This window comes from Streptomyces sp. NPDC051636, assembly GCF_044453765.1.
Taxonomy (GTDB): domain Bacteria; phylum Actinomycetota; class Actinomycetes; order Streptomycetales; family Streptomycetaceae; genus Streptomyces.
Genome location: NZ_JBITDA010000014.1, coordinates 1 through 20,435 on the forward strand (window position 1 = coordinate 1; position 20,435 = coordinate 20,435).

A 20,435-nucleotide genomic window follows, 5' to 3' on the forward strand; every position below is an offset into this window, starting at 1 on the left:
ACTGACAAAGAAGCGGGCGGCCCCCACGGCAACCATCTCAACAGGGCCCAGCCTCAGCACCCACCCCACACCCGGCCCACCCCACACCCCACCCATGGGAACACCCACCCCCACACCCGGCCACCCCACACCCCACCCAAGGGAACACCCACCCAAGCCCCCGCGCTCTCAACGCCGGACGCCCGCATGAAGACGCCCTCTTCGACACCCACAGTCACTTCCCCACAACCGCTTGCATAGAGCGCACTCCAAGCCGTTGGCTAGTACTCCATGAAGTACACGCAGCTCGGACGTACCGGACTCAAGGTCAGCCGACTCGTCCTCGGCACCATGAACTTCGGCCCGCAGACCGACGAAGCCGACAGTCACGCGATCATGGACGCGGCGCTGGACGCGGGCATCAATTTCTTCGACACCGCCAATGTGTACGGGTGGGGCGAGAACAAGGGCCGTACGGAATCCATCATCGGCAACTGGTTCGCCAAGGGCGGTGAGCGGCGCGACAAGGTGGTGCTGGCCACCAAGGTGTACGGGAACATGGCCGCCGACGGCCAGCCCTGGCCCAACCACGACAAGCTGTCCGCGCTGAACATCCGGCGGGCGGTGGACGCCAGTCTGAAGCGACTGCAGACCGACTACATCGACGTCTATCAGTTCCACCACGTCGACCGGCGCACGCCCTTCGAGGAGATCTGGCAGGCCATCGACGTCCTCGTCCAGCAGGGCAAGATTCTTTACGTCGGGTCCAGCAACTTCCCGGGCTACAAGATCGCTCAGGCGAACGAGATCGCCGCCCGGCGCCACGGCACGATCGGGCTGGTCAGCGAGCAGTGCCTGTACAACCTCGCCGAGCGCCGTGCCGAGATGGAGGTCATCCCGGCCGCGCAGGACTACGGCCTCGGGGTGATCCCCTGGTCGCCGCTGCACGGTGGGCTGCTGGGCGGGGTCATCAAGAAGGAGGTCGAGGGCGGACGCAGGGCGAGCGGCCGGGCCGCGGACTCCCTCGCCAACGCCAGCATCCGCGCCCAGATCCAGTCGTACGAGGATCTCCTCGACAAGCACGTGCTGGAACCCGGCGAGGTCGCGCTCGCCTGGCTGCTCACCCGGCCCGGTGTGACCGGCCCGATCGTCGGCCCGCGCACCGCCGAGCAGCTCGACTCCGCCCTGCGGGCCGTGGAGCTGGAGCTGTCGGAGGAGCTGCTGGCGGGGCTGGACGAGATATTCCCGGGCCCGGGTCCGTCGCCGGAGGCCTTCGCCTGGTAGCCCGGTAAGCGCTGGGCAGGCGGGCGGTGGCGGTCTACCTTCCGACCGCCGCCGCCACCGCCACCACCACGAACATCAGCACAAGCGCACCGGCCATGATCCGGTTCCGGGTTTTCGGGTCCACGTGTCCGAGCCTAACCGGCCCCGCCCGGGACCTGTCCGAGTGGCCAGCGGTCGACGGTCTCGTACCGGGGATGCTCGCCGGGCACCCCGGATCTCGGCAGGTGGCTGCGGACCAGCATCAGCTCCCCCACGGTCCAGGTGCGGCCGGTGAACCCGGCGAGCGCCTCGACGTACGGCCGTACGTCCACGGCGTCCCGGCTGCGGGCCACGGTCAGGTGGGCCTTGTACCGCCGGTGCTCCCCCATCGGCACGCCCGCCTTCCGTGCCGCCGCCTCCGCCCGGTCTGCCAGCAGTCGCAGTGCCTCCAGATCACCCCGCGCCCCCGTCCACAGGGCCCGCCCGTGTCCGAACTGCCCGCCGCCCCGCAGCGCCAGCGGGAAGGGGCCGCTGCGGTGGGCCACCCGCGCGAGCCGCGCCGACAGGTCCGGTACGAGCTCCTCCTCGACCTCGCCGTAGAAGGCGAGCGTGAAGTGCCAGCCGGGGCGGCCGGTCCAGCGCAGCCCGTCCGCACCGGGCAGCTTCTTCAACTCGGCGACGGCGGCGGCGAGTTCGTCGGCCACTTCCTCCGGGGGCAGCACGGCGGCGAAGAGTCTCATGGACACCAGACTCTCATCAGACGACTGCCATCATGGGGCGATGGAGATCAACGTCAGAGAAGGCGGCCCGGCCGACGTCCCCGTGATACTCGGCATGCTCGACAGCTGCGTGGCGTGGCTCGTCGCGCAGGGGCGGACCCGGCAGTGGGGCACCACGCCCTGGTCGGAGAATCCCCGGGCGGTGGACATGGTCCAGCGGTACGTCGCCGAAGGCTCGCCCTTCATCGCCGAGCTCGACGGTGTTCCGGCGGCCACCCTCACCCTGAGCAAGCGGCCCGGCCCGTACCTGGAGCCCGCCGACGAGCCCGAGCGGTACATCCATCTGTTCGCCTCCGACCGCCGCTTCAAGGGCCACGGCGCCGGTGCCGCGCTGCTCGCGCACGCCGTCGAGGAGACGCGTCGCGCCGGGGTCCGCCTGCTGCGTGTGGACTGCTACGCGGGCGACGACCGCAAGCTGGTCGCCTACTACGAGAGCAACGGCTTCACGCCGACGGAGGCCTTCACCTACGGCGAGGACGAGTGGCCGGGGCAGGTGCTGGCCCGGAGGGTCTGAGGACTGCCGGTCCGGCCCGCTCACGCCGCCGTGGCCAGCTTCTCGCGCCGCTCGCGCGGCACGAACCGCACCTGCGGGTGGCCGTGGTGCCAGCCCACCGACAGGCGCAGGCCTCCGATGCGGGCCAGGACCAGGCCGATGGTGACGGCCGCGGCGGCGGAGACGACACCGCCGAGGGCGAAGCCGGCGCGGGGGCCGTAGGTGTCGGTGATCCAGCCGACGACCGGGGCGCCCAGCGGTGTACCGCCCATGAAGACCATCATGAACAGGGCCATCACCCGGCCGCGCATGGCCGGGTCGGTGGCCATCTGGACGGCGGTGTTCGCCGTGACGTTGACCGTCAGGCCGAAGATCCCGATCGGGACCATGAGCAGCGCGAACAGCCAGTACGACGGGACCAGCGCGGCCACGACCTCCAGCGTGCCGAAGGCCGCGGCGGCCGCGATGAGCACGCGCAGCCGGGCCGTGCCGCGCCGGGCGGCGAGCAGGGCGCCGACCAGGGAGCCGACCGCGATGAGCGTGTTGAAGAGGCTGTAGGCGCCGGCACCGGCGTGGAAGACGTCGTCGGCGTAGGCCGAGAGCCACACGGGGAAGTTGAAGCCGAAGGTGCCGATGAAGCCGACCAGCACGATCGGCCAGATCAGGTCGGGGCGGCCGGCGACGTAGCGCAGGCCTTCGCGGAGCTGGCCCTTGCCCCTCGGGGCGCGCTCGACGACGTGCAGCTCGCGGGCGCGCATCAGCAGCAGGCCGGCGATGGGCGCGACGAAGGACAGGCCGTTGAAGAGGAACGCCCAGCCGGTGCCCACGCCGGTGATCATGACGCCCGCGGCGGCGGGGCCGACCAGGCGGGCGGACTGGAAGTTGGCCGAGTTCAGGCTGACCGCGTTCTGCAGTTGCTCGGGGCCGACCATCTCGGAGACGAAGGACTGGCGGGCCGGGTTGTCGACGACCGTGGCGAGGCCGACGGCGAAGGCGGCGACGTAGACGTGCCAGACCTGGACGTGGCCGGTGAGGGTGAGCGCGGCGAGCGCGAGGCCGGTGAGGGTCATCGCGGACTGGGTGACCAGCAGCGTGGGGCGCTTGGGCAGGCGGTCGACGAGGACGCCGCCGTACAGGCCGAAGAGCAGCATCGGCAGGAACTGCAGGGCCGTGGTGATGCCGACGGCCGCGGAGGAGCCGGTGAGGCTGAGCACCAGCCAGTCCTGGGCGATGCGCTGCATCCAGGTGCCGGTGTTGGAGACGGCCTGGCCGATGAAGAAGAGGCGGTAGTTCCGGATCTTCAGCGAGCTGAACATCGAGGACTTGCGCGGGGCGGGTGGAGAGTCGTGGGTGGTCGGTGCGGGGGCGGAAGCTGCTCCGGGTCCCGAACTCAAAAGCGTTCGCCTCCTTGCAAAGGCACTTGGGTACTTGGTGAGTACGTGTCCGCGGGTACTCAGAGGTGCGCGAGCCTTTCCAGCACGGGCGCGGCGGCGCGTAGTGTGGCCCACTCGTCCTCGTCGAGGGCCTCGACCAGGCCGGCCAGGAACGCGTTGCGCTTGCGGCGGCTCTCCTCGAGCATCGCCTCGGCCTGCTCGGTCTTGGTGACGACCTTCTGGCGCCGGTCCTCCGGGTGCGGTTCCAGGCGGACCAGTCCCTTGGCCTCGAGCAGCGCCACGATGCGGGTCATCGACGGCGGCTGCACGTGCTCCTTGCGGGCGAGCTCGCCCGGGGTGGCGCTACCGCAGGTGGACAGGGTGCCCAGCACCGACATCTCGGTGGGGCTGAGCGACTCGTCGACCCGCTGGTGCTTGAGCCGACGGGACAGCCGCATGACAGCTGATCGCAGGGAGTTCACGGCGGCGGCGTCGTCGCCATGGGTAAGGTCCGGCATGTTCTTTAGGGTAACTCATTACCCTCGCTAAAGACCACCGGAACATGCCCGGGAGGCCCGTGACCCTGGCCACTGAACCCCAACATCACTCATATGGGTGATCCCCATGCGGAACGTGACGCACCGCACCGAAGGGTGCCGCGACCCTCGTGCACATGGGGACCAGCGTGCTCAGCCTGCGCATAGACCACGAGCTGCTCGAACGGCTCCGCCATCACGCCGCCAAACGAGGAATGAGCGTCCAGGACTACGTGGTCCGGACGCTCCTTCGCGACGACTTCGACGAGCGGTTCCAGGCCGCCGTCGAGGAGACGGAGAGGTTCTACGGGGTCACCTGACCCCGGGTGATCATGCGAGGCCGAGGGCCGGCATCAGGTAGTAGAAGGCGAACACGGCGGAGACCACGTACATCGGTACGGGGATCTCACGACCGCGGCCGGCCGCCAGGCGCAGCACCACGAAGGTGATGAAGCCCATGCCGATGCCGTTGGTGATCGAGTAGGTGAAGGGCATCATCACCATGGTCACGAAGGCCGGGATGGCGATCGTGTAGTCGGCCCAGTCGATCTCCTTGACCGAGCCGGCCAGGATCAGGAAGCCGACCGCGAGCAAGCCGCCCCGGACCTCGCGGGCGACACTGCTGCCCCGCTCGGAGATCCTGAAGTAGCGGTCGAGGGCGCCGTACGCGGGCGCCTTGCCCGGCTGCTGCGGGGCGGGGACCTTGGCGGGGGCCGAGGCGGGCATGCGGGACCTTTCCTCACCAGCGGGCGTCCCCCGAGCCCGGTTGGCGTTTCCCACGAACAGAAGCGGCCAAAGACAAACGGTTTCAGTATGAACATATAACTCTGATGGCGCTGTCTCCGCGCGTAGACCTGACCGCCTCGTAAGCTGTGCCCATGACGAAGTGGACCCCCAAGCACGAGGCGCCGGAACCCCTGGAAGGCCCCGTGGTCGCCACCATCACCGGCGGCACGATCGTCTGGTTCGTCCTCTTCCTCGTCCAGCTCCCCTTCTACGGCTGGTATGCCGACCACGGGCACACGTGGTGGCTGTGGACCTGCCTCGCCGGGGGTGGGCTGGGGCTCATCGGCGTGTGGTACGTCCGCAGACGGGACGCTGCGATGAAGCGGGCGGCGGCTGTTCAGCCGGCGTCCTCTGAATAGTTCCCGTGTGAATAGTTCCCGTGAGCGGCCTTACAACCGCCCCTACAACCACCGCACGACCCCCCTCCTCCCCAGGTCGGATCGTGGAGTGACAAATCCGCACGTACCGTCGAATGCATGACGCACACCGACGCGGGCGCCGAACTGGACGTGCCGACACGGGCACGCGGCCTTACCACGGCAGAGGTGGCCGAGCGCACGGCACGCGGTGAGATCAACGACGTCCCCGTCCGCAGCAGCCGCTCCCTCGCCGACATCGTCCGCGCGAACGTCTTCACCCGGTTCAACGCGATCATCGGCAGCCTCTGGCTGATCATGCTCTTCGTGGCGCCGATCGCGGACAGCCTCTTCGGCTTCGTCATCCTCGCCAACACCGGCATCGGCATCCTCCAGGAGTGGCGCGCGAAGCAGACCCTGGACTCGCTGGCCGTGATCGGCGAGGCCAGACCGACCGTCCGCCGCGACGGCATCGCCACCGAGGTCGCCACCTCCGAGATCGTGCTGGACGACCTCATCGAGATCGGCCCCGGCGACAGGATCGTCGTGGACGGCGAGTGCGTCGAGGCCGACGGCCTGGAGATCGACGAGTCGCTGCTCACCGGCGAGGCCGACCCCGTGGTGAAGACCCCCGGCGACCGGGTCATGTCCGGCAGCTTCGTCGTCGCGGGCGGCGGAGCCTTCACGGCGACGAGGGTCGGCCGCGAGGCCTACGCCGCCCAGCTCGCCGAGGAGGCCTCCCGCTTCACGCTGGTCCACTCGGAGCTGCGCTCCGGCATCTCGACCATCCTGAAGTACGTCACCTGGATGATGGTCCCGACCGCGATCGGCCTCGTCATCAGCCAGCTCGTGGTCAAGCGGCACGGGTTGAAGGACTCCGTCGCCCGCACCGTCGGCGGCATCGTCCCCATGGTCCCCGAAGGGCTCGTCCTGCTCACCTCCGTCGCCTTCGCGATAGGCGTCATCCGGCTCGGCCGCAAGCAGTGCCTGGTCCAGGAGCTCCCCGCCATCGAGGGTCTCGCCCGCGTCGACACCGTCTGCCTGGACAAGACGGGCACGCTCACCGAGGGCGGCATGGACGTCAGCGAGCTGAGCACTCTCAACGGCAGCGACCCGACGTACGTACGACAGGTCCTCGGCGCCTTCGGCGAGTCCGACCCCCGCCCCAACGCCTCCCTTCAGGCGATCATCGACGCCTACCCGGACAGCGAGGAGTGGCGCTGCGTGGAGTCGCTGCCCTTCTCCTCCGCCCGCAAGTACAGCGGCGCCACCTTCAGCGAGGGCGACGGCGAGACCAGCACCTGGCTGCTCGGCGCGCCCGACGTCCTCCTCCCGGACGGCGACCCGGCCCTGGCCGAGACCGAGCGCCTGAACGAGGCGGGCCTGCGCGTCCTGCTGCTGGCCCGCGCCGCCCGGGACGACCTGGACGTCCCCGACATCACCGAGCACACCACGCCCGCCGCCCTCGTCGTACTGGAGCAGCGGCTGCGCGCCGACGCCGCGGACACCCTGCGCTACTTCGCCGGCCAGGACGTTCGCGCCAAGGTCATCTCGGGCGACAACGCGGTCTCCGTCGGCTCCGTCGCCGCCAAGCTGGGGCTCGACGGTACGGCGGTCGACGCACGCCGGCTGCCCGCCGAGCGGCACGAGATGGCGGCGGCCCTCGACGAGGCGACCGTCTTCGGCCGGGTCACCCCGCAGCAGAAGCGGGACATGGTCGGTGCGCTCCAGTCGCGCGGGCACACGGTCGCGATGACCGGTGACGGCGTGAACGACGTACTGGCCCTGAAGGACGCCGACATCGGCGTGTCCATGGGGTCGGGCTCCGAGGCGACCCGCGCGGTGGCGCAGATCGTGTTGCTGGACAACAGCTTCGCCACGCTGCCGTCGGTGGTCGCGGAGGGCCGGCGCGTCATCGGCAACATCACCCGGGTCGCGACCCTGTTCCTGGTGAAGACGGTCTACTCGGTGCTGCTGGCCGTCCTGGTGGTGTGCTGGGGCGTCGAATACCCCTTCCTCCCCCGCCACCTCACCCTGCTGTCCACCCTCACCATCGGCGTCCCCGCCTTCTTCCTCGCCCTCGCGCCCAACAAGGAACGCGCCCGCCCCCACTTCGTACGGCGCGTGATGCGGTACTCGATCCCGGGCGGGCTGGTGGCCGGGGTGGCGACCTTCCTGATGTACCTGATCGCCCGGCACTACTACACGGGCGACGGTTCCCTGGACGCGGAGACGAGCGCGGCCACGCTGACCCTGTTCCTGATCTCCCTGTGGGTGCTGGCGATCATCGCCCGTCCCTACACCTGGTGGCGGGTGACCCTGGTGGCCCTGATGGCCGTGGCGTTCGTGTGCGTCCTCGCCGTACCCGCCCTGCAGACCTTCTTCGCCCTGAGGCTGGTGGGCGTCGCGATGCCCTGGGCAGCGGTCGGCGTGGCCGCGGTGGCGGCGGTCGCCCTGGAGTTCCTGTGGAAGTGGGTCGACCGCCGCTTTCCGGCCTAGAGGACCGGCCTGTCCGGGCCGGCCTGTTCTACTGCACGTCGACGTAGTCGCCCGTCGACGTAGTCGCCCGCGGCGCTGACCGAGGAGGTGGTCGAGGTGCCCGCGAAGCTTTAGCGGTAGTAGCCGTCGACCGACGTCTTGTCGACGGCGAGGCCGCCGGTCCTCCAGTGACCGGGAGCTCGGCGGTGCCGGTGGCGCCGAGGGTGACGGCCTTGCCGTTGTTGACCTTCATGCCGGAGAAGGTGACGGCGGGTGCCGTGCCGGTGGCGTGCGCGGCCGGTACTGCGAAGGCGGAGAGGGCCAGGGCGCCGGAGACGGCGGCCACGGTGGCTCGTATGCGCGTTGCGTTCCCATGTGGGAGAAGTGATCTGAGAGTCTCTTGACTCCCTGCCCTGATCAGTGACTCCTGGGTCTGGTTGTACGCGATGAGCGGTATCCGGCCAGATTTTGTGCGGCTATTGCGAGCCGATGGCCCAAAGCAGACGGAACGCTTCGGCCCCGGGAGACAGAAGGGTTTCCCGGGGCCGGAACCGTGCGCCTACTGCTTACTGCACGTCGACGAAGTCACCCGTGGCGTTGACGGCCGGGGTCGTCGTGGTGCCCGCGAAGCTGTAGCGGTAGTAACCGTCGACCGACGCGGTGGTCGTGGTCTTCAGGTTGCCGGTGGAGTCCGACGTGATGGTCTTCAGCGTGGTGTAGGTGCTGGAGCCCTTCTTGCGGAACTGGAGCTTGACGGACTGGTTGGTGTAGCCCGCGTACGCGCTCGTGTCCCAGTTGGCGCGGGACAGCTTGCCGGTGACCGTGATGGTCTTGCCCTTCACCACCGGCTCCGGCGCGGCGTTGACCGTCAGCTTGGAGTAGCGCTGCAGCTTGAAGGCGGCGACCGGGTCCTGGACGGCGACACCGACGTTGTCCAGGTTCGGGTCGGACTGGTCCTCACCGTTGAACGCGACGGCGAAGGCCGCCGCCTTCCAGGAGCCGGCGTCCTCGTTCAGCAGCTCCACCGGGTCGATTTCGACCGTGGCGGTGCAGGAGGCGACGGTGGCGGAGGACTCGGTGCAGGTCGCGTCGTCGCTGACGAAGTCCCAGAGGGACTCGTCGAACGACGGACCGCGGTACAGGTCGACGCCCGCGAAGAAGTCGGAGGCGGTGATGTCGACGTCCGCACCGTGGGTCAGCGTGAACGACACCGGCACCTTGACCACGTTGGTGATGCCGACGGCGATGTTCTTGCCGTTGTTGACCTTCACGTTCGAGAAGGAGGCGTCGAGGGCGTACGGCTCACCGTCCACGGTGGCGGTGTACGCGGTCTTGCCGGAGGCGGAGTGGGCGGCCTTGAAGGCGGCGGCGACATCCGCGGGAACCTTCGGGGCGTCGGCGGCCTGGGCGGCCGGCATGGCGAAGGCGGAGAGCGCCAGGGCGCCGGAGACGGCGGCCACGGTGGCACGAATGCGCATGTATTCCCCTGGTGGAGAAGGGTGGGCACGGGGCCCAGGTGATCGTGGAGTCTGTTGACTCAGGTGATCAGATCCGCGACCAGGCGGAATGGTTGTACGAGGGTTGAAGAATTTGTGGAGAAATCTTCAAACCTCAGCCGAACCTTCCCCCCACCCACACACCGGCCCCGGCCGTACCGTCAGTCGAACCAGCGGTCCCGTGACAGCTCCTCCGTGCGCGACGGGTCCTCCAGCAGCGCCGCGACCTCGAAGCGCCGCGGCCACTGCCCGGCCGCCCAGGCGAGGCCGGCGGCGACGCCCTCGAGGGTGGCAGCATGCAGCACGCCGTCGTCGGTCAGCCGCCAGTCGATCTCCACGCCGTCGACGACGAGTTCGTCGTGCTCGACGTAGGAGTCCGGGGTGCGCGGGCCCAGCAGCACCCGGACCGGCTCCGGTACGTCGTGCTCGGTGCCCTCGGAGTCCACCTCCCCCGTCACGGACTCGCTCAGCCGCCGTACCTGGAACAGCTCGGCCAACTCGGCGGCCCGCGACGGGCGGACCGGCAGCAGCGGGACTCCGGCCGTGAACGGCAGCAGGTCCGGCGAGTCGACGACCACGGCATCGGCGGCGTCCACCACCCTCACCCGCCCGTCCACCACGGCCCGCAGCTCGTCCGGCAGGGTCACCTGCTCGGGGTCGAGGTCGGCCAGCGCGGTGTACAGGCCGTGCAGCTGGGCGGCCGTCACCGCGCGCTCCGGGTCGGCGAGGCGGTCCAGCAGTTCGGCGGCGCCGCCGGGTTCGTCGAGGAGCGCGGCGACGGACGTGCGGACCCCGAGGGCCTTGAGGACCTGTTCGTCCTCGAAGCCGGTGGCGTCCGCCTCGTCGTACAGGCCGCGCAGCAGCGGGTCGCCGCCGGCCGCCAGGAGGCCGGCGGGCCGGCGGCCGTCGAGCACCGGGTGCCCGCGCAGCCACCATGCCGTGTACGGCCGTACGACCTCGTGGGTGCCGTCCGGCAGCAGGATCCGTACGGGCTGGACGATCGCATCCCGCAAGGGGGGCTTCGCCAGGAGGGCGAGAGCCCGGGTCCAGTGGTCGTCGTCGACGAGGTCGAGGTCGCGGACGGCGACCACCTCGGTGGCGACCGGGGGCACGGGGGTGTCGGGGAAGCGGTCGAGGATGTCCTCGCACCACACGTCGACGGCGTCGAGGAGGCCCGCGTCGTCCGGCTCGGCGAAGTCGCCCTCGCGGGGCTCCAGTTCGTCCGGGTCGAGGACGACGTCCGTGGCGCGTACGAGGGCGAAGTCGGCCAGCACGCCGCAGGCGGCCAGCGGCTGCTCACCCCACTTCTCGGCCAACTCGGCGTCCACGGCCGCGAGTTCACCCTCGCGAATGACCCCGGCGAAAGGACTGCCGGGGAAGACGAGTTCACCGGCGGGCGCGAGTTCGCCGTCCTCGTCGGGCAGGGCGAGGGCGCCCAGCCACGGCTCGTCGCCGGGTTCCAGGCCCGCGTCGCGGACCAGGGCGAGGACGGTGTCGGCCAGCTCCTCGGCGTCGAGGGCGTCCTCCTCCCAGGCCACGGCGCCCTCGTCGTCCAGGGATGCGGCGACGGCGGCCCGCACCTGCGGGGTGGTCAGGACGGCACGCGGGGTCGCGGGCAGGGCGCCGAGCTTCTCCAGCAGCGGGTGCGCGGCGTCCGGGTAGGCGACCTTCAGGCCGAGCCGGGCGAGGACCTCGGGCTCGACGGCGCCCGCGTCCGGGGTCGGCAGCAGGACTTGGCGGGGGCCGATGGTCGTACGGCCGTCGGCCAGCGGCACGGGCAGGCCGGAGAGCCGGTCGGGGTCGACTCCGGCGAGGCTGTCGTACAGCCGCCACCACCAGTGCGCGGGCTTCTCCAGCCCGGCCAGCCGGTCGATGGCGTGGGCGAGCGGGAGGCGGGCGACGCCGAGCGTGCGCAGTTCGGCGCGGCGTTCCAGCCCGGCGGGGAGCAGGGTGGGCAGGACCTCGGCGAGGACCCGGACGGTGTCCGAGCCCGCGCCCTCGACGATCTCGGCGTCGCGGGGACGCAGGGCCTCCGGGAGCTCGGCGGTGACCCCGTGGTCCTCACCCTCGGCGTGGTGCTTCGGGGACGCGGCCGGGGGCAGGAAGGCGGTGCGCGGGAGGCGGTCGAGGATCGCCTGGCGCAGGGCCCCGTCGAGTGCGCCCTTGCCCAGCGGGCCGGGCACGAGGTCGATGACGCCCTCGGTCACCGGGCGCCAGTCGGCGAGGAGTTCGGCGTACGCGTCCGCCGCGCGCTGCACCAGGAAGTCGGTCAGCGGGCCGGGGGCCGCGTGCCGGCGGGTGGTGTCCAGCGGGAAGGAGGCGATGAGCAGGGCGGGGACGCCGAGCGGCTCGTCGCTGGGGGTGGGGGCGTGCACCACGGGCGTGCTGCGGGGGCGGGCCGGGGTGCCGTCGGGGTCGGGCACGGCCCAGGTGACCGACCAGTACGGGCGCAGCCGCTCCTCGACCGGGCGGTCGGCGAGCAGGTCCGGGGTGAGGGGGCCGTGGGCGGCGGCCGTACGCCAGCGGGTCGTGCCGTCGCGGGAGTCGGTGACGACCGTGTGGGCGCCCTCGGTGCGGCGGCGCAGGGTGCGGGGGGTGTCGTCGCCCACCTCGACGACCACCTCCTCCAGGCCGGGCAGGGCGAGGAGCAGGGCGTCGTCGACGGCGTGCAGGAGGCGTTCGGCGAGGTCGGTGGCGGCCGTGTCGCGCAGCGGGAGGATGACGACGGTGTCGTACGGGTCCGGGGCGGTGCCCTCGGCGGCGAACGGAAGGCGCAGCAGCGGTACGTGTCCGTCGCGGCGGCGGATCTCGTCGCCCAGGCCGGGGCTGTGGCGGGCGGTGTCGGCGGCGAGCTCGCGGGCCTCGGCGAGGGACCAGCGGACGCCGCCGTGCCGGCCCACGACCGCGGGCTCGTCGGTGACGGCGAGGACGGCGGCGAAGCCGACGCCGAAGCGGCCGACGGTGGCGTGGCCTTCGGGGGCTTCGCCGGGTTGCCGGGGGTCGCGTTTGGCGGAGGCGCGGAGGGTGGAGAGCGACTCGACGCCGGCCGCGTCCAGGGGGGCGCCGGTGTTGGCGGCGGCCAGGACGCCGTCGCGGAGGGTGAGGCGGAGGCGGCCGGGTACGTGGGCGCGGGCGGCGGCGTCGGCGGCGTTCTGGGCCAGCTCGACGACGAGGCGGTCCCGGTAGCCGCCGAGGACCAGGTCCTCCTCGGCGTTGGCGTCCTCGCGGAAGCGGGCGGGGCTGGTGGCCCAGGCGTCGAGAACGCCGCGGCGCAGACGGGCGGTGCCGAAGGGGTCGGCGCCCTCGGTCGCCGGGCGCACGTACTTGCTCACGTTCACTCTCCATCGTCGGGCGTGATGATGAAGGTACCGTGCGGCACGGCTGTGCCGGGACGCCGGTTTTGCCAGCCCGCCCGCCCGACCGGTTCGGCCGGGAAGTGCCCTACGAGTGCCCCAGTTCCGCCGTCTCCTCGTCCCCGACCGCCGGTACCGAACCGGAATCCGGCGCCGGTCGCAGCGGGAAGGGGTCCACTCTGGTCTCGTCGATCACCGGCGGCGCCGGCTGGGGCGGCTTGGGCATGACCGCTGCCTCCGAGTGGCCGCCGCAGCCGTACGCCAGGGAGACGACGCGGCCGTCGGCGGGGGAGAACTCGTTGGCGCAGATGCCGAAGGCCTGGCCGAGGGAGCCGCCGACAGGAACCAGGAAACCGCAGCTGGCGCAGGAGGCGGGGGCGGCCTGGGCCATGGGGGTCTTGGGGCCGAACGCGTCCTCCCAGCGGTCGGCGGCGACGCGCAGGCCGTAGCGGGACAGCACGCGGGCGCGGCGCAGGCCGAGTTCCTCCGCGATCGCGGCGATCGTGCCGCGGGCGGGGGCCACCGGCTGGGCGGCCGGGGCGCCGGGGGTGACCTCCGCGTCCTCCGCCTCCGCCAGTTCCGCCATCTCCTCGGAGAACACGGAGTTCGGCGGCGGCTCCTCCTCGCCGGTGTAGCCGGGTTCGAGGCGGAGGTCCTCGGCGTCGGTGGGCAGGAGGTCGCCGGGGCCCATGTCGCCGGGGCGGAGGCGTTCGCTCCACGGCACCCACTCGGGGGCGAGGAGGGCGTCGGGGCCGGGGAGGAGGACCACCTCGTCCAGCGTCACGATCTTGGCGCGGGACGCGCGGGCCACCGTCGCCGCCCAGCGCCAGCCGCGGTACCCGAGCTCCTTGCACTCGAAGAAGTGCGTGACAACGCGGTCGCCCTCGGCCACCAGGCCCACGTGCTCGCCGACGACGCCTGGCGCGGCGGCCTCCTCGGCTGCGGCGCGGGCTAGGTCGACGGCCTCGGCGCACAGGCGGTCGGGGGTGCGGCTTCGCGTTGTCGCTGCGCTCACAGGTATCGCTTCTCTCCTACGCCGTCTCACGGGTGCGCGGGCCTGAAGGCGGTGGGGCGGACGGAGCGGACCTGTGGGCCGCATCGACGTCCGCGTCCGATCGCGCTCGGGCGCACCTCTGTCATCCATTCTGCGGGATGGCTGAGATACGCACGCTACCCGGTCGTCGGCGCTCGGCCTACACCGATGGAGTTGTTCGCCGCTTCGCGGCGGTGTTTCACACCCGCCGACCCGGCTCGGTCAGGCACAAAGTCACCCGCCATACGCGCGGTAACCGCACTATCAAGCCCCCTCTCGGGGCACTATGAACGTCGTGGCAGCCACAAGGCCGCCCCAGGGCGCCACCGGGACCGGTGGGACCGGGGGGAGCAGTCGAGGTGGCGGTGCGGGTCCGGTGCGCGGGGCCGCCCGCGTGGTCGGTCGTGCCCTGCACTTCCCCGTGACCGGAACCGCACGGGGCATCCGCAAGGCGACGCACGCGCACGGCGCCGGGGAGTCCGGGCTCGGCAAGCTGATCGAGCTGCACGCGGTCAACGGCGCCGGCGATGTCATGATCACCGTCGCGCTGGCCTCCACCGTGTTCTTCTCGGTGCCCACCGACGAGGCGCGGGGGCGGGTCGCGCTCTACCTGGCCATCACCATGGCCCCGTTCACGGTCCTCGCGCCGGTGATCGGCCCGCTCCTGGACCGGCTGCCGCACGGCCGCCGTGCCGCGATGGCCGGTGCCATGCTCGCCCGTGCCCTGCTCGCGCTGGTCATCTCGGGGGCGGCGGCCAGCGGCGGTCTGGAGCTGTATCCGGCGGCGCTGGGGGTTCTGGTGGCCTCCAAGGCGTACGGGGTGGTGAGAAGTGCCGTGGTGCCGCGGCTGCTGCCGCCCCGGTTCTCGCTGGTGAAGGCGAACTCGCGGGTGACCCTGGGCGGGCTGCTGGCCACCGGGATCGCCGCGCCCGTCGGGGCGGGGCTCCAGGCGATCGGCTCCCCGTGGCCGCTCTACGGCGCCTTCGTGATCTTCGTGGCCGGAACGTTCCTGTCCTTCTCGCTGCCCGCGAAGGTCGACTCGGCCAAGGGTGAGGACGTGGCGCTGCTCGCCGCCGACGAGGGGCACCTGCACGGCCCGCACCGCAAGCAGGACCAGAAGCGGCCGGGGCTGCGCACGGTCGGTCCGGCCGTCACGCACGCCCTCGGCGCGAACGCCGCCCTGCGCTGCCTGTCCGGCTTCCTGATCTTCTTCCTCGCCTTCCTGCTGCGCGAGCACCCGCTGACCGGCGAGAGCGCGGCGGTGTCGCTGGGGATAGTGGGCGTGGCGGCGGGCGCGGGCAACGCGCTCGGTACGGCGGTCGGGGCGTGGCTGCGGTCCCGGGCGCCGGAGATCATCATCGTGACCGTGGTCGCGGGGGTGCTGGGGGCGGCGGTGATCGCGGCGGTGTTCTTCAGCGCGTTCCTGGTGGCGTGCCTGGCCGCGGTCGCCGGGTTCGGGCAGGCGCTGGCCAAGCTGTCACTGGACGCGCTCATCCAGCGGGACGTGCCGGAGCTGGTGCGCACCTCGGCGTTCGCGCGCTCGGAGACGCTGCTGCAGGTGGCCTGGGTGTTCGGCGGCGCGGTCGGCATCGTGATGCCGCTCAACGGCACCCTGGGCCTGGCGGTGGGCGCCGCCTTCGTCGCCGCGGGCTGGCTGGGCACGCTGCGCGGTCTGCTGAGCTCGGCGCGGCACGGCGGCCGGGCGCGACCGCGAGTGGCGTAACGAACCCGGCACGCCGCACCCCGCGTGGGGAGGGGGCCGGGCGGGCCAGATAGCCTTCGGACATGACCACGCTGCCCCGCGGCGAAGCCGCTGATGTACGCCGCGATGCTGTGCGACGCCGCCGCGCCGTCGCCGCCGCCGGCGCCGTTTCCGCCGGACTGCTTCTGCTGTCGGCCTGCGACAAGCCGACGCCGATGTCGACGATCACCGTCGGCACGAGCTCGGTCAACTCCGAGGCCACCTGCTACAACGACGGCGACGCCCTGGACTCGGCGTCGCTGACGAAGTGCCTGAAGGACACCGACATCAAGTCGATCAAGGTGGATCCCGATGAGACCGTGCGCTTCGGGGTCGACCCGGAGATCGCGGACGAGGGCTGGACCATCCTGATGAACGGTCAGCCGCTCACCGACTCCAGCAAGAAGACGTACCGCACCATCCCCGGCAGCGTGTTCTTCAACGCCCAGTACGGCGCCCAGGGCAACTCGACCCTGGTGTCGATCAAGGAGGGCGACAAGACGGCCAAGGGCCTGTGGTCCTTCAAGCTGAAGAAGGACTCCTGACCACGTCGTCGTCGCCTGACCTCCGGGTCCTGGTAGCCACCGCGGTGCCCGCCGAACGGGACGCGGTGGCTCGGGCGTTTCCCGGTGCGGACGTCATCGCCGCCGGTGTGGGCCCCGCCCTCGCCGCCGCCTCCACCGCGACCGCCCTCACCACCGCCGCCCTGCGCGGCACCCCCTACGGCCTGGTCGTCTCGGCCGGGATCGCCGGCGGTTTCCTCCCCGAGGCGCCGCACGGCTCCCTCGTCGTCGCCGACGAGATCACCGCCGCCGATCTGGGCGCCGAGACGCCCGAGGGGTTCCTCCCGGTCACCGAGCTGGGCTTCGGGACCGTCACCCACCGTCCGCCGGAATCACTCGTACGAGAGGTGACCGCGGCGACCGGCGCGCTCGCCGGAACCGTCCTCACCGTCTCCACCGTGACCGGCACCGCCGCCCGCGCCGCCGAGCTCCGCGCCCGCCACCCCCGGGCCCTCGCCGAGGCCATGGAGGGGTTCGGGGTCGCCGAGGCGGCCGCCGCGCACGGCACTCCCGTACTGGAGATCCGCGCGGTCTCGAACCCCGTCGGCCCCCGTGACCGCGCCGCCTGGCGCATCGGCGACGCCCTCGCGGCCCTGGCCGACGGGTTCGGGAAGCTGGCGCCCGTACTGGAGAGTTGGAACGAGCATGAGCCCGCAGATTCCTGAAAAGCTGCAGATCGCGTACTCGCCCTGCCCCAACGACACCTTCGTCTTCGACGCCCTCGCCCACGGCCGCGTCCCCGGGGCGCCCGCCCTCGACGTCACCTTCGCGGACATCGACGTCACCAACGGCATGGCCGAGCGTGGCGAGTTCGACGTGCTGAAGGTGTCGTACGCGGTGCTGCCGTACGTCCTCGACGAGTACGCGCTGCTGCCGTGCGGGGGCGCGCTGGGCCGGGGGTGCGGGCCGCTGGTGCTCACGCGGGATGCGGGGGCCGACGTGACGGGCCGTACGGTCGCGGTGCCGAGCGAGCGGTCGACGGCGTACCTGCTGTTCCGGCTGTGGGCCGCGGACACCCTGCCGGGCGGGGTCGGCGAGATCGTGGTCATGCCGTTCCACGAGATCATGCCGGCCGTGCGGGACGGGAAGGCCGACGCGGGGCTCGTCATCCACGAGGCTCGCTTCACGTACCGGGACTACGGCCTGCACAAGCTCGCCGACATGGGCGAGCACTGGGAGGACACCACCGGGCTGCCGATCCCGCTGGGCGCGATCATCGCGAAGAGGTCGCTGGGCGCGGAGACGCTGACGTTGCTCGCCGACTCGATTCGTATGTCCGTACGAGCCGCTTGGGACGACCCCGAGGCCTCCCGCCCGTACGTCATGGAACACGCCCAGGAGATGGACCCGGCCGTCGCCGACCAGCACATCGGGCTGTACGTCAACGAGTTCACCTCGGAACTCGGCGAGGACGGGTACGCGGCAGTCCGGGGCCTGCTGACACGCGCGGCGGCCGAGGGGCTGGTGCCGCCCCTCGGCCCGAACGCGCTCGATTTCCCGTGAGCGGCTGTACGTGTGCGGCTATACGTCCAACTGGTCGGCGACCGCGCGGAGGAGACCGGCGATCTTCTTGCCGGAGGCCTTCTCGGGGTAGCGGCCCTTCTCGAGCATCGGGGTGATGTTCTCGAGGAGGGTCGTCAGGTCCTGCACGATGGAGGCCAGCTCGTCCGGCTTCTTGCGGGTGGCGGCCGCCACCGAGGGCGTGGGGTCCAGCAGGATGACGGAGAGCGCCTGGTCGCCGCGCTGACCGGCGACCACACCGAACTCCACGCGCTGTCCCGGCTTGAGTGCGTCGACTCCGGCGGGGAGGACCGAGGAATGGACGAAGACGTCACCGCCGTCGTCGCGGGAGAGAAAGCCGAAGCCCTTCTCGCTGTTGAACCACTTGACCTTGCCGGTAGGCACGTCTGTCCTCGTCCTCGTACTCGTCGGAAAACTACTCGGAAACGGCTCTTGATAGCACTCGGGCGGGTCGACCATGACCCGCCGGTACCAAGGCTAATGGTCTTCGGGCGGGTGACAAGACGTCACCCGGTTGTTCCTTCGCGCAGGGAACTACCCTGGTCCGGTGCGTGACAAAACCCAAACGAATTCCGCCGCACCCGGTGACGGACTGATCCGCGCCGGTGCCGTCGTGTTCTTCATCGGTGCCGTGGCCACTCTGGTCACCGTGGCACCGCTCATCCTCGGAGCGAAGCCATTTCCGACGTACATGTTCGGCCTGAGCATGCTGATGGGCGTCGGCTTCCTCGTCGCGGGCGCGGGAGTGCTGCGCTCGATCGCGGCGGCGCGGCGGCGGGCGCGGGAGGCCGCCTCGCGGTAACCGTCTCGCCTCAGGCGGCCTCGCGGTACGTGGTGAGCCAGGCCGGGAGTTCGGTCAGGTCCGTGAGGACCACGTCCGCGCCCGCCGTGCGCAGCTCCCGCGCGCTGCACGGGCCGGTCGCCACCGCCACCGACAGGGCGCCGGCCCTGCGTGCGCCGCGTACGTCACCCACGTGGTCGCCGACGTAGACCGTCGCGCCGTGCTCGCGCAGCGCCTCCGCCTTCCGCTCCGCCCACAGGTTGCCGACGACCGCGTCCGCGTCGATGCGCAGGTGCTCCAGGTGCAGCTTGGCGTTCGGCTCGTACTTCGCGGTGACGACGATCGCCCGGCCGCCCGCCTCACGGACGGCGGCGACGGCCTCACGGGCGCCGGCCATCGCGAGCGTGCCGGTGATGGCGTGCGCCGGGTACATCGCGCGGTAGAGCTCGGCCACGGCCGCTGTCCGGTCGGCCGGGAACCAGTGGACCAGCTCCTCCTCCAGCGGCGGGCCCAGCCGGGTGACCGCCAGGTCGGCGTCGATGTACGTCCCCGTCCGCTCCGACAGGGCCTGGTAGCAGGCGCGGATGCCGGGGCGGGAGTCGATCAGGGTCATGTCGAGGTCGAAGCCGACGGTCAGGGGCTGGGAGGTCATGGGGGCATTCTGCCCAGGCGGTACGGCAGCCAGGCTCGCCGGAAGTGTGAGCTCCGCGACCCCGCGGTCACCGTCTCTGCGAGCGCCACACCAGGAACAGCGCCGACGCCACCGCCGCTCCGCGCACCACCCAGGGCCAGGTCTGGGCGAGGGCATCGTTCATGTGACCGTGGGCGATGGGCTCGCCCCAGCGGCCCTCGTTTCTGCCCCACAGCCAGACCACCCCGGCCGCGACCGCCAGGCCCGGCATGCCCATGACGGCCCACTTGGTCTCCGCCGGAGTGAGACGGCGGGAACCGTACGCGATGAGCCAGCCGAGGATCAGCGCGAACCAGTTGCCCATGACCGCGCCGGCGACGAGAGCGGCGGCGGCGAGCAGGAGGAGCGGGTTGGTCCAGCCGGCGGTGGGGCGGGGCAGCGGAAGCCTGCGGCGCGGGGCAGGGGCGGCGGGGTCCGGGGTGGTCACGGCGTCCTCGACGACGGGCCCGGGCTCGTTCTCCGGCGCCTTCTCCAGTTTCTGCGGCTGCTTGAGCAGCTCCGGGATCTCCACCCCGCCGACGAACCCCGGCACGCTGTCGCCCGCCCCGAAAGGGCCGCTGTCCAGCCGCCACCAGTCGGGCTGCGTCGCGCTGTCACCCAGCTCGTCCTCGCCCGCCAGGTGGGGCGGGGACGGCCCGCGCGAGGGCGGGGTGGGATCCGGCTCGGCCGGGCGCGGGCGCGGTACGACCCGGCGCAGCCCCTTCGGCCGCGCGGCCCCCTCACCGTCCCGCTGTGCGGGCACCGTGGCGGGCGGCGCCTCCGCCGCACCGGCGCTGCCACCCGCCGCCGCGACCACCTCGTCCGGGCTGCCGAGGCGGTCGAGGATGCGGCGGACGGCTGCGGGACTGTCCACCGGTGTCTTCGCCCGGCGCCGGTCGATCTCATTGCGCAGGTCCGCCACGAGGCGCATCCGCGCGGCCGACGGCAACTGGCGCTGCTGGGCCACGTCGCCGACGCGGCTCAGGTATTCGTAGACGACCTGGTCGCTCTCGATCCCCACGAAGTCCCTCCGGGGGGTTGGCCGTTGTTGTCCCCGTTGGTCACGGTACCGCGCCGGGGGGCTGCCACCCCCCAGCCCCCCCGCATCGGCCTGAACGGCCTCGTCCTCAAGCACCCGGGCTGGTTGACGCGGACCGGTACCCACCCGCGGCACCCCGGCCGCGCGACCCTCCCCCGCGCCGGCCCGGACGCTCTCGCAAACCGAGGGGCAGCT

Annotated in this window: 20 protein-coding genes and 1 pseudogene; 10 read left to right on the top strand and 11 right to left on the bottom strand. The window is 71.8% G+C overall.

Annotation, left to right across the window (positions count from 1 at the left end; genetic code table 11):
- Positions 1 to 270: 270 nt before the first annotated feature.
- On the top strand, positions 271 to 1,263 hold the full coding sequence (locus ACIBBH_RS23590; protein ID WP_399407617.1) for an aldo/keto reductase: 993 nt from the start codon (positions 271 to 273) through the stop codon (positions 1,261 to 1,263).
- 134 nt (positions 1,264 to 1,397) lie between these two features.
- Here the strand turns inward: ACIBBH_RS23590 and thpR are convergent, their stop codons facing one another.
- The gene (gene thpR / locus ACIBBH_RS23595) at positions 1,398 to 1,982 is read right to left on the bottom strand and encodes an RNA 2',3'-cyclic phosphodiesterase (protein ID WP_399407618.1); all 585 of its coding nucleotides are present in this window, start codon (positions 1,980 to 1,982) and stop codon (positions 1,398 to 1,400) included.
- Positions 1,983 to 2,022: 40 nt separating this feature from the next.
- Between thpR and ACIBBH_RS23600 the strand changes: the two genes are divergently transcribed.
- Positions 2,023 to 2,535, top strand: a complete 513-nt coding sequence (locus ACIBBH_RS23600; RefSeq protein ID WP_399407619.1) for a GNAT family N-acetyltransferase — start codon at positions 2,023 to 2,025, stop codon at positions 2,533 to 2,535.
- Positions 2,536 to 2,555: 20 nt separating this feature from the next.
- On the opposite strand, the gene ACIBBH_RS23605 is transcribed toward ACIBBH_RS23600, so the two are convergent.
- Positions 2,556 to 3,908: an MFS transporter gene (locus ACIBBH_RS23605; protein WP_399407620.1), complete on the bottom strand. Its 1,353-nt coding sequence runs from the start codon at positions 3,906 to 3,908 to the stop codon at positions 2,556 to 2,558.
- Between the two features lie 59 nt (positions 3,909 to 3,967).
- Positions 3,968 to 4,405, bottom strand: coding sequence for a MarR family winged helix-turn-helix transcriptional regulator (locus tag ACIBBH_RS23610; RefSeq protein WP_399407622.1), 438 nt, complete (start codon positions 4,403 to 4,405; stop codon positions 3,968 to 3,970).
- A gap of 155 nt (positions 4,406 to 4,560) precedes the next feature.
- Here ACIBBH_RS23610 and ACIBBH_RS23615 point away from each other — a divergent pair, with 155 nt between their 5' ends.
- On the top strand, positions 4,561 to 4,743 hold the full coding sequence (locus ACIBBH_RS23615; protein ID WP_399407624.1) for a ribbon-helix-helix protein, CopG family: 183 nt from the start codon (positions 4,561 to 4,563) through the stop codon (positions 4,741 to 4,743).
- 10 nt (positions 4,744 to 4,753) lie between these two features.
- On the opposite strand, the pseudogene ACIBBH_RS23620 reads toward ACIBBH_RS23615, so the two are convergent.
- Positions 4,754 to 5,017: pseudogene (locus ACIBBH_RS23620) on the bottom strand (NCS2 family permease); the annotation flags it as partial.
- A gap of 284 nt (positions 5,018 to 5,301) precedes the next feature.
- On the opposite strand from ACIBBH_RS23620, the gene ACIBBH_RS23625 reads away from it, so the two are divergent.
- Positions 5,302 to 5,568 (top strand): DUF2530 domain-containing protein, encoded by a 267-nt coding sequence (locus ACIBBH_RS23625; protein WP_399407626.1) that lies wholly within the window; start codon positions 5,302 to 5,304, stop codon positions 5,566 to 5,568.
- Positions 5,569 to 5,685: 117 nt separating this feature from the next.
- A complete protein-coding gene (locus tag ACIBBH_RS23630; protein WP_399407628.1) occupies positions 5,686 to 8,064 on the top strand; it encodes an HAD-IC family P-type ATPase in 2,379 nt (792 codons plus the stop codon).
- A gap of 28 nt (positions 8,065 to 8,092) precedes the next feature.
- On the opposite strand, the gene ACIBBH_RS23635 is transcribed toward ACIBBH_RS23630, so the two are convergent.
- From ACIBBH_RS23635 to ACIBBH_RS23650, 4 genes are all read right to left on the bottom strand, one after another.
- Positions 8,093 to 8,389, bottom strand: coding sequence for a hypothetical protein (locus ACIBBH_RS23635; protein WP_399407630.1), 297 nt, complete (start codon positions 8,387 to 8,389; stop codon positions 8,093 to 8,095).
- Positions 8,390 to 8,609: 220 nt separating this feature from the next.
- Positions 8,610 to 9,521: a hypothetical protein gene (locus ACIBBH_RS23640; RefSeq protein ID WP_399407632.1), complete on the bottom strand. Its 912-nt coding sequence runs from the start codon at positions 9,519 to 9,521 to the stop codon at positions 8,610 to 8,612.
- Positions 9,522 to 9,700: 179 nt separating this feature from the next.
- Positions 9,701 to 12,871, bottom strand: coding sequence for a sacsin N-terminal ATP-binding-like domain-containing protein (locus ACIBBH_RS23645; protein ID WP_399407634.1), 3,171 nt, complete (start codon positions 12,869 to 12,871; stop codon positions 9,701 to 9,703).
- Positions 12,872 to 12,980: 109 nt separating this feature from the next.
- Entirely contained in the window at positions 12,981 to 13,907 is a 927-nt protein-coding gene (locus tag ACIBBH_RS23650) for a DUF3027 domain-containing protein (protein ID WP_399407636.1), read from the bottom strand.
- Positions 13,908 to 14,220: 313 nt separating this feature from the next.
- Between ACIBBH_RS23650 and ACIBBH_RS23655 the strand changes: the two genes are divergently transcribed.
- From ACIBBH_RS23655 to ACIBBH_RS23670, 4 genes are all read left to right on the top strand, one after another.
- Entirely contained in the window at positions 14,221 to 15,648 is a 1,428-nt protein-coding gene (locus ACIBBH_RS23655) for an MFS transporter (protein ID WP_399407638.1), read from the top strand.
- Between the two features lie 62 nt (positions 15,649 to 15,710).
- Complete coding sequence (locus tag ACIBBH_RS23660; protein ID WP_399407640.1) at positions 15,711 to 16,211, top strand: DUF2771 domain-containing protein; 501 nt, start codon at positions 15,711 to 15,713, stop codon at positions 16,209 to 16,211.
- Positions 16,181 to 16,894, top strand: coding sequence for a futalosine hydrolase (locus tag ACIBBH_RS23665; protein ID WP_399407642.1), 714 nt, complete (start codon positions 16,181 to 16,183; stop codon positions 16,892 to 16,894). The genes ACIBBH_RS23660 and ACIBBH_RS23665 overlap by 31 nt, the downstream gene beginning before the upstream one ends.
- On the top strand, positions 16,875 to 17,732 hold the full coding sequence (locus tag ACIBBH_RS23670; RefSeq protein WP_399407644.1) for a 1,4-dihydroxy-6-naphthoate synthase: 858 nt from the start codon (positions 16,875 to 16,877) through the stop codon (positions 17,730 to 17,732). Before ACIBBH_RS23665 ends, ACIBBH_RS23670 begins: the two co-directional genes overlap by 20 nt.
- Before the next feature lie 18 nt (positions 17,733 to 17,750).
- Here ACIBBH_RS23670 and ACIBBH_RS23675 read toward each other — a convergent pair whose 3' ends face one another.
- Entirely contained in the window at positions 17,751 to 18,134 is a 384-nt protein-coding gene (locus ACIBBH_RS23675; protein WP_399407646.1) for a cold-shock protein, read from the bottom strand.
- A 163-nt stretch (positions 18,135 to 18,297) separates the two neighbouring features.
- Here ACIBBH_RS23675 and ACIBBH_RS23680 point away from each other — a divergent pair, with 163 nt between their 5' ends.
- Complete coding sequence (locus ACIBBH_RS23680; RefSeq protein ID WP_399407648.1) at positions 18,298 to 18,552, top strand: hypothetical protein; 255 nt, start codon at positions 18,298 to 18,300, stop codon at positions 18,550 to 18,552.
- Positions 18,553 to 18,562: 10 nt separating this feature from the next.
- Here the strand turns inward: ACIBBH_RS23680 and ACIBBH_RS23685 are convergent, their stop codons facing one another.
- Positions 18,563 to 19,183: an HAD family hydrolase gene (locus ACIBBH_RS23685; RefSeq protein ID WP_399407650.1), complete on the bottom strand. Its 621-nt coding sequence runs from the start codon at positions 19,181 to 19,183 to the stop codon at positions 18,563 to 18,565.
- A 67-nt stretch (positions 19,184 to 19,250) separates the two neighbouring features.
- Positions 19,251 to 20,222: a hypothetical protein gene (locus ACIBBH_RS23690; protein WP_399407652.1), complete on the bottom strand. Its 972-nt coding sequence runs from the start codon at positions 20,220 to 20,222 to the stop codon at positions 19,251 to 19,253.
- Positions 20,223 to 20,435: the final 213 nt, after the last annotated feature.

Excerpts from the sequence above, each read along its gene's own strand:
- ACIBBH_RS23590 (WP_399407617.1), top strand. The coding sequence starts at position 271 with ATGAAGTACACGCAGCTCGGACGTACCGGACTCAAGGTCAGCCGACTC.
- thpR (WP_399407618.1), bottom strand. The coding sequence starts at position 1,982 with ATGAGACTCTTCGCCGCCGTGCTGCCCCCGGAGGAAGTGGCCGACGAA.
- ACIBBH_RS23600 (WP_399407619.1), top strand. The coding sequence starts at position 2,023 with ATGGAGATCAACGTCAGAGAAGGCGGCCCGGCCGACGTCCCCGTGATA.
- ACIBBH_RS23610 (WP_399407622.1), bottom strand. The coding sequence starts at position 4,405 with ATGCCGGACCTTACCCATGGCGACGACGCCGCCGCCGTGAACTCCCTG.
- ACIBBH_RS23615 (WP_399407624.1), top strand. The coding sequence starts at position 4,561 with ATGGGGACCAGCGTGCTCAGCCTGCGCATAGACCACGAGCTGCTCGAA.
- ACIBBH_RS23625 (WP_399407626.1), top strand. The coding sequence starts at position 5,302 with ATGACGAAGTGGACCCCCAAGCACGAGGCGCCGGAACCCCTGGAAGGC.
- ACIBBH_RS23630 (WP_399407628.1), top strand. The coding sequence starts at position 5,686 with ATGACGCACACCGACGCGGGCGCCGAACTGGACGTGCCGACACGGGCA.
- ACIBBH_RS23640 (WP_399407632.1), bottom strand. The coding sequence starts at position 9,521 with ATGCGCATTCGTGCCACCGTGGCCGCCGTCTCCGGCGCCCTGGCGCTC.
- ACIBBH_RS23660 (WP_399407640.1), top strand. The coding sequence starts at position 15,711 with ATGACCACGCTGCCCCGCGGCGAAGCCGCTGATGTACGCCGCGATGCT.
- ACIBBH_RS23670 (WP_399407644.1), top strand. The coding sequence starts at position 16,875 with ATGAGCCCGCAGATTCCTGAAAAGCTGCAGATCGCGTACTCGCCCTGC.
- ACIBBH_RS23685 (WP_399407650.1), bottom strand. The coding sequence starts at position 19,183 with ATGACCTCCCAGCCCCTGACCGTCGGCTTCGACCTCGACATGACCCTG.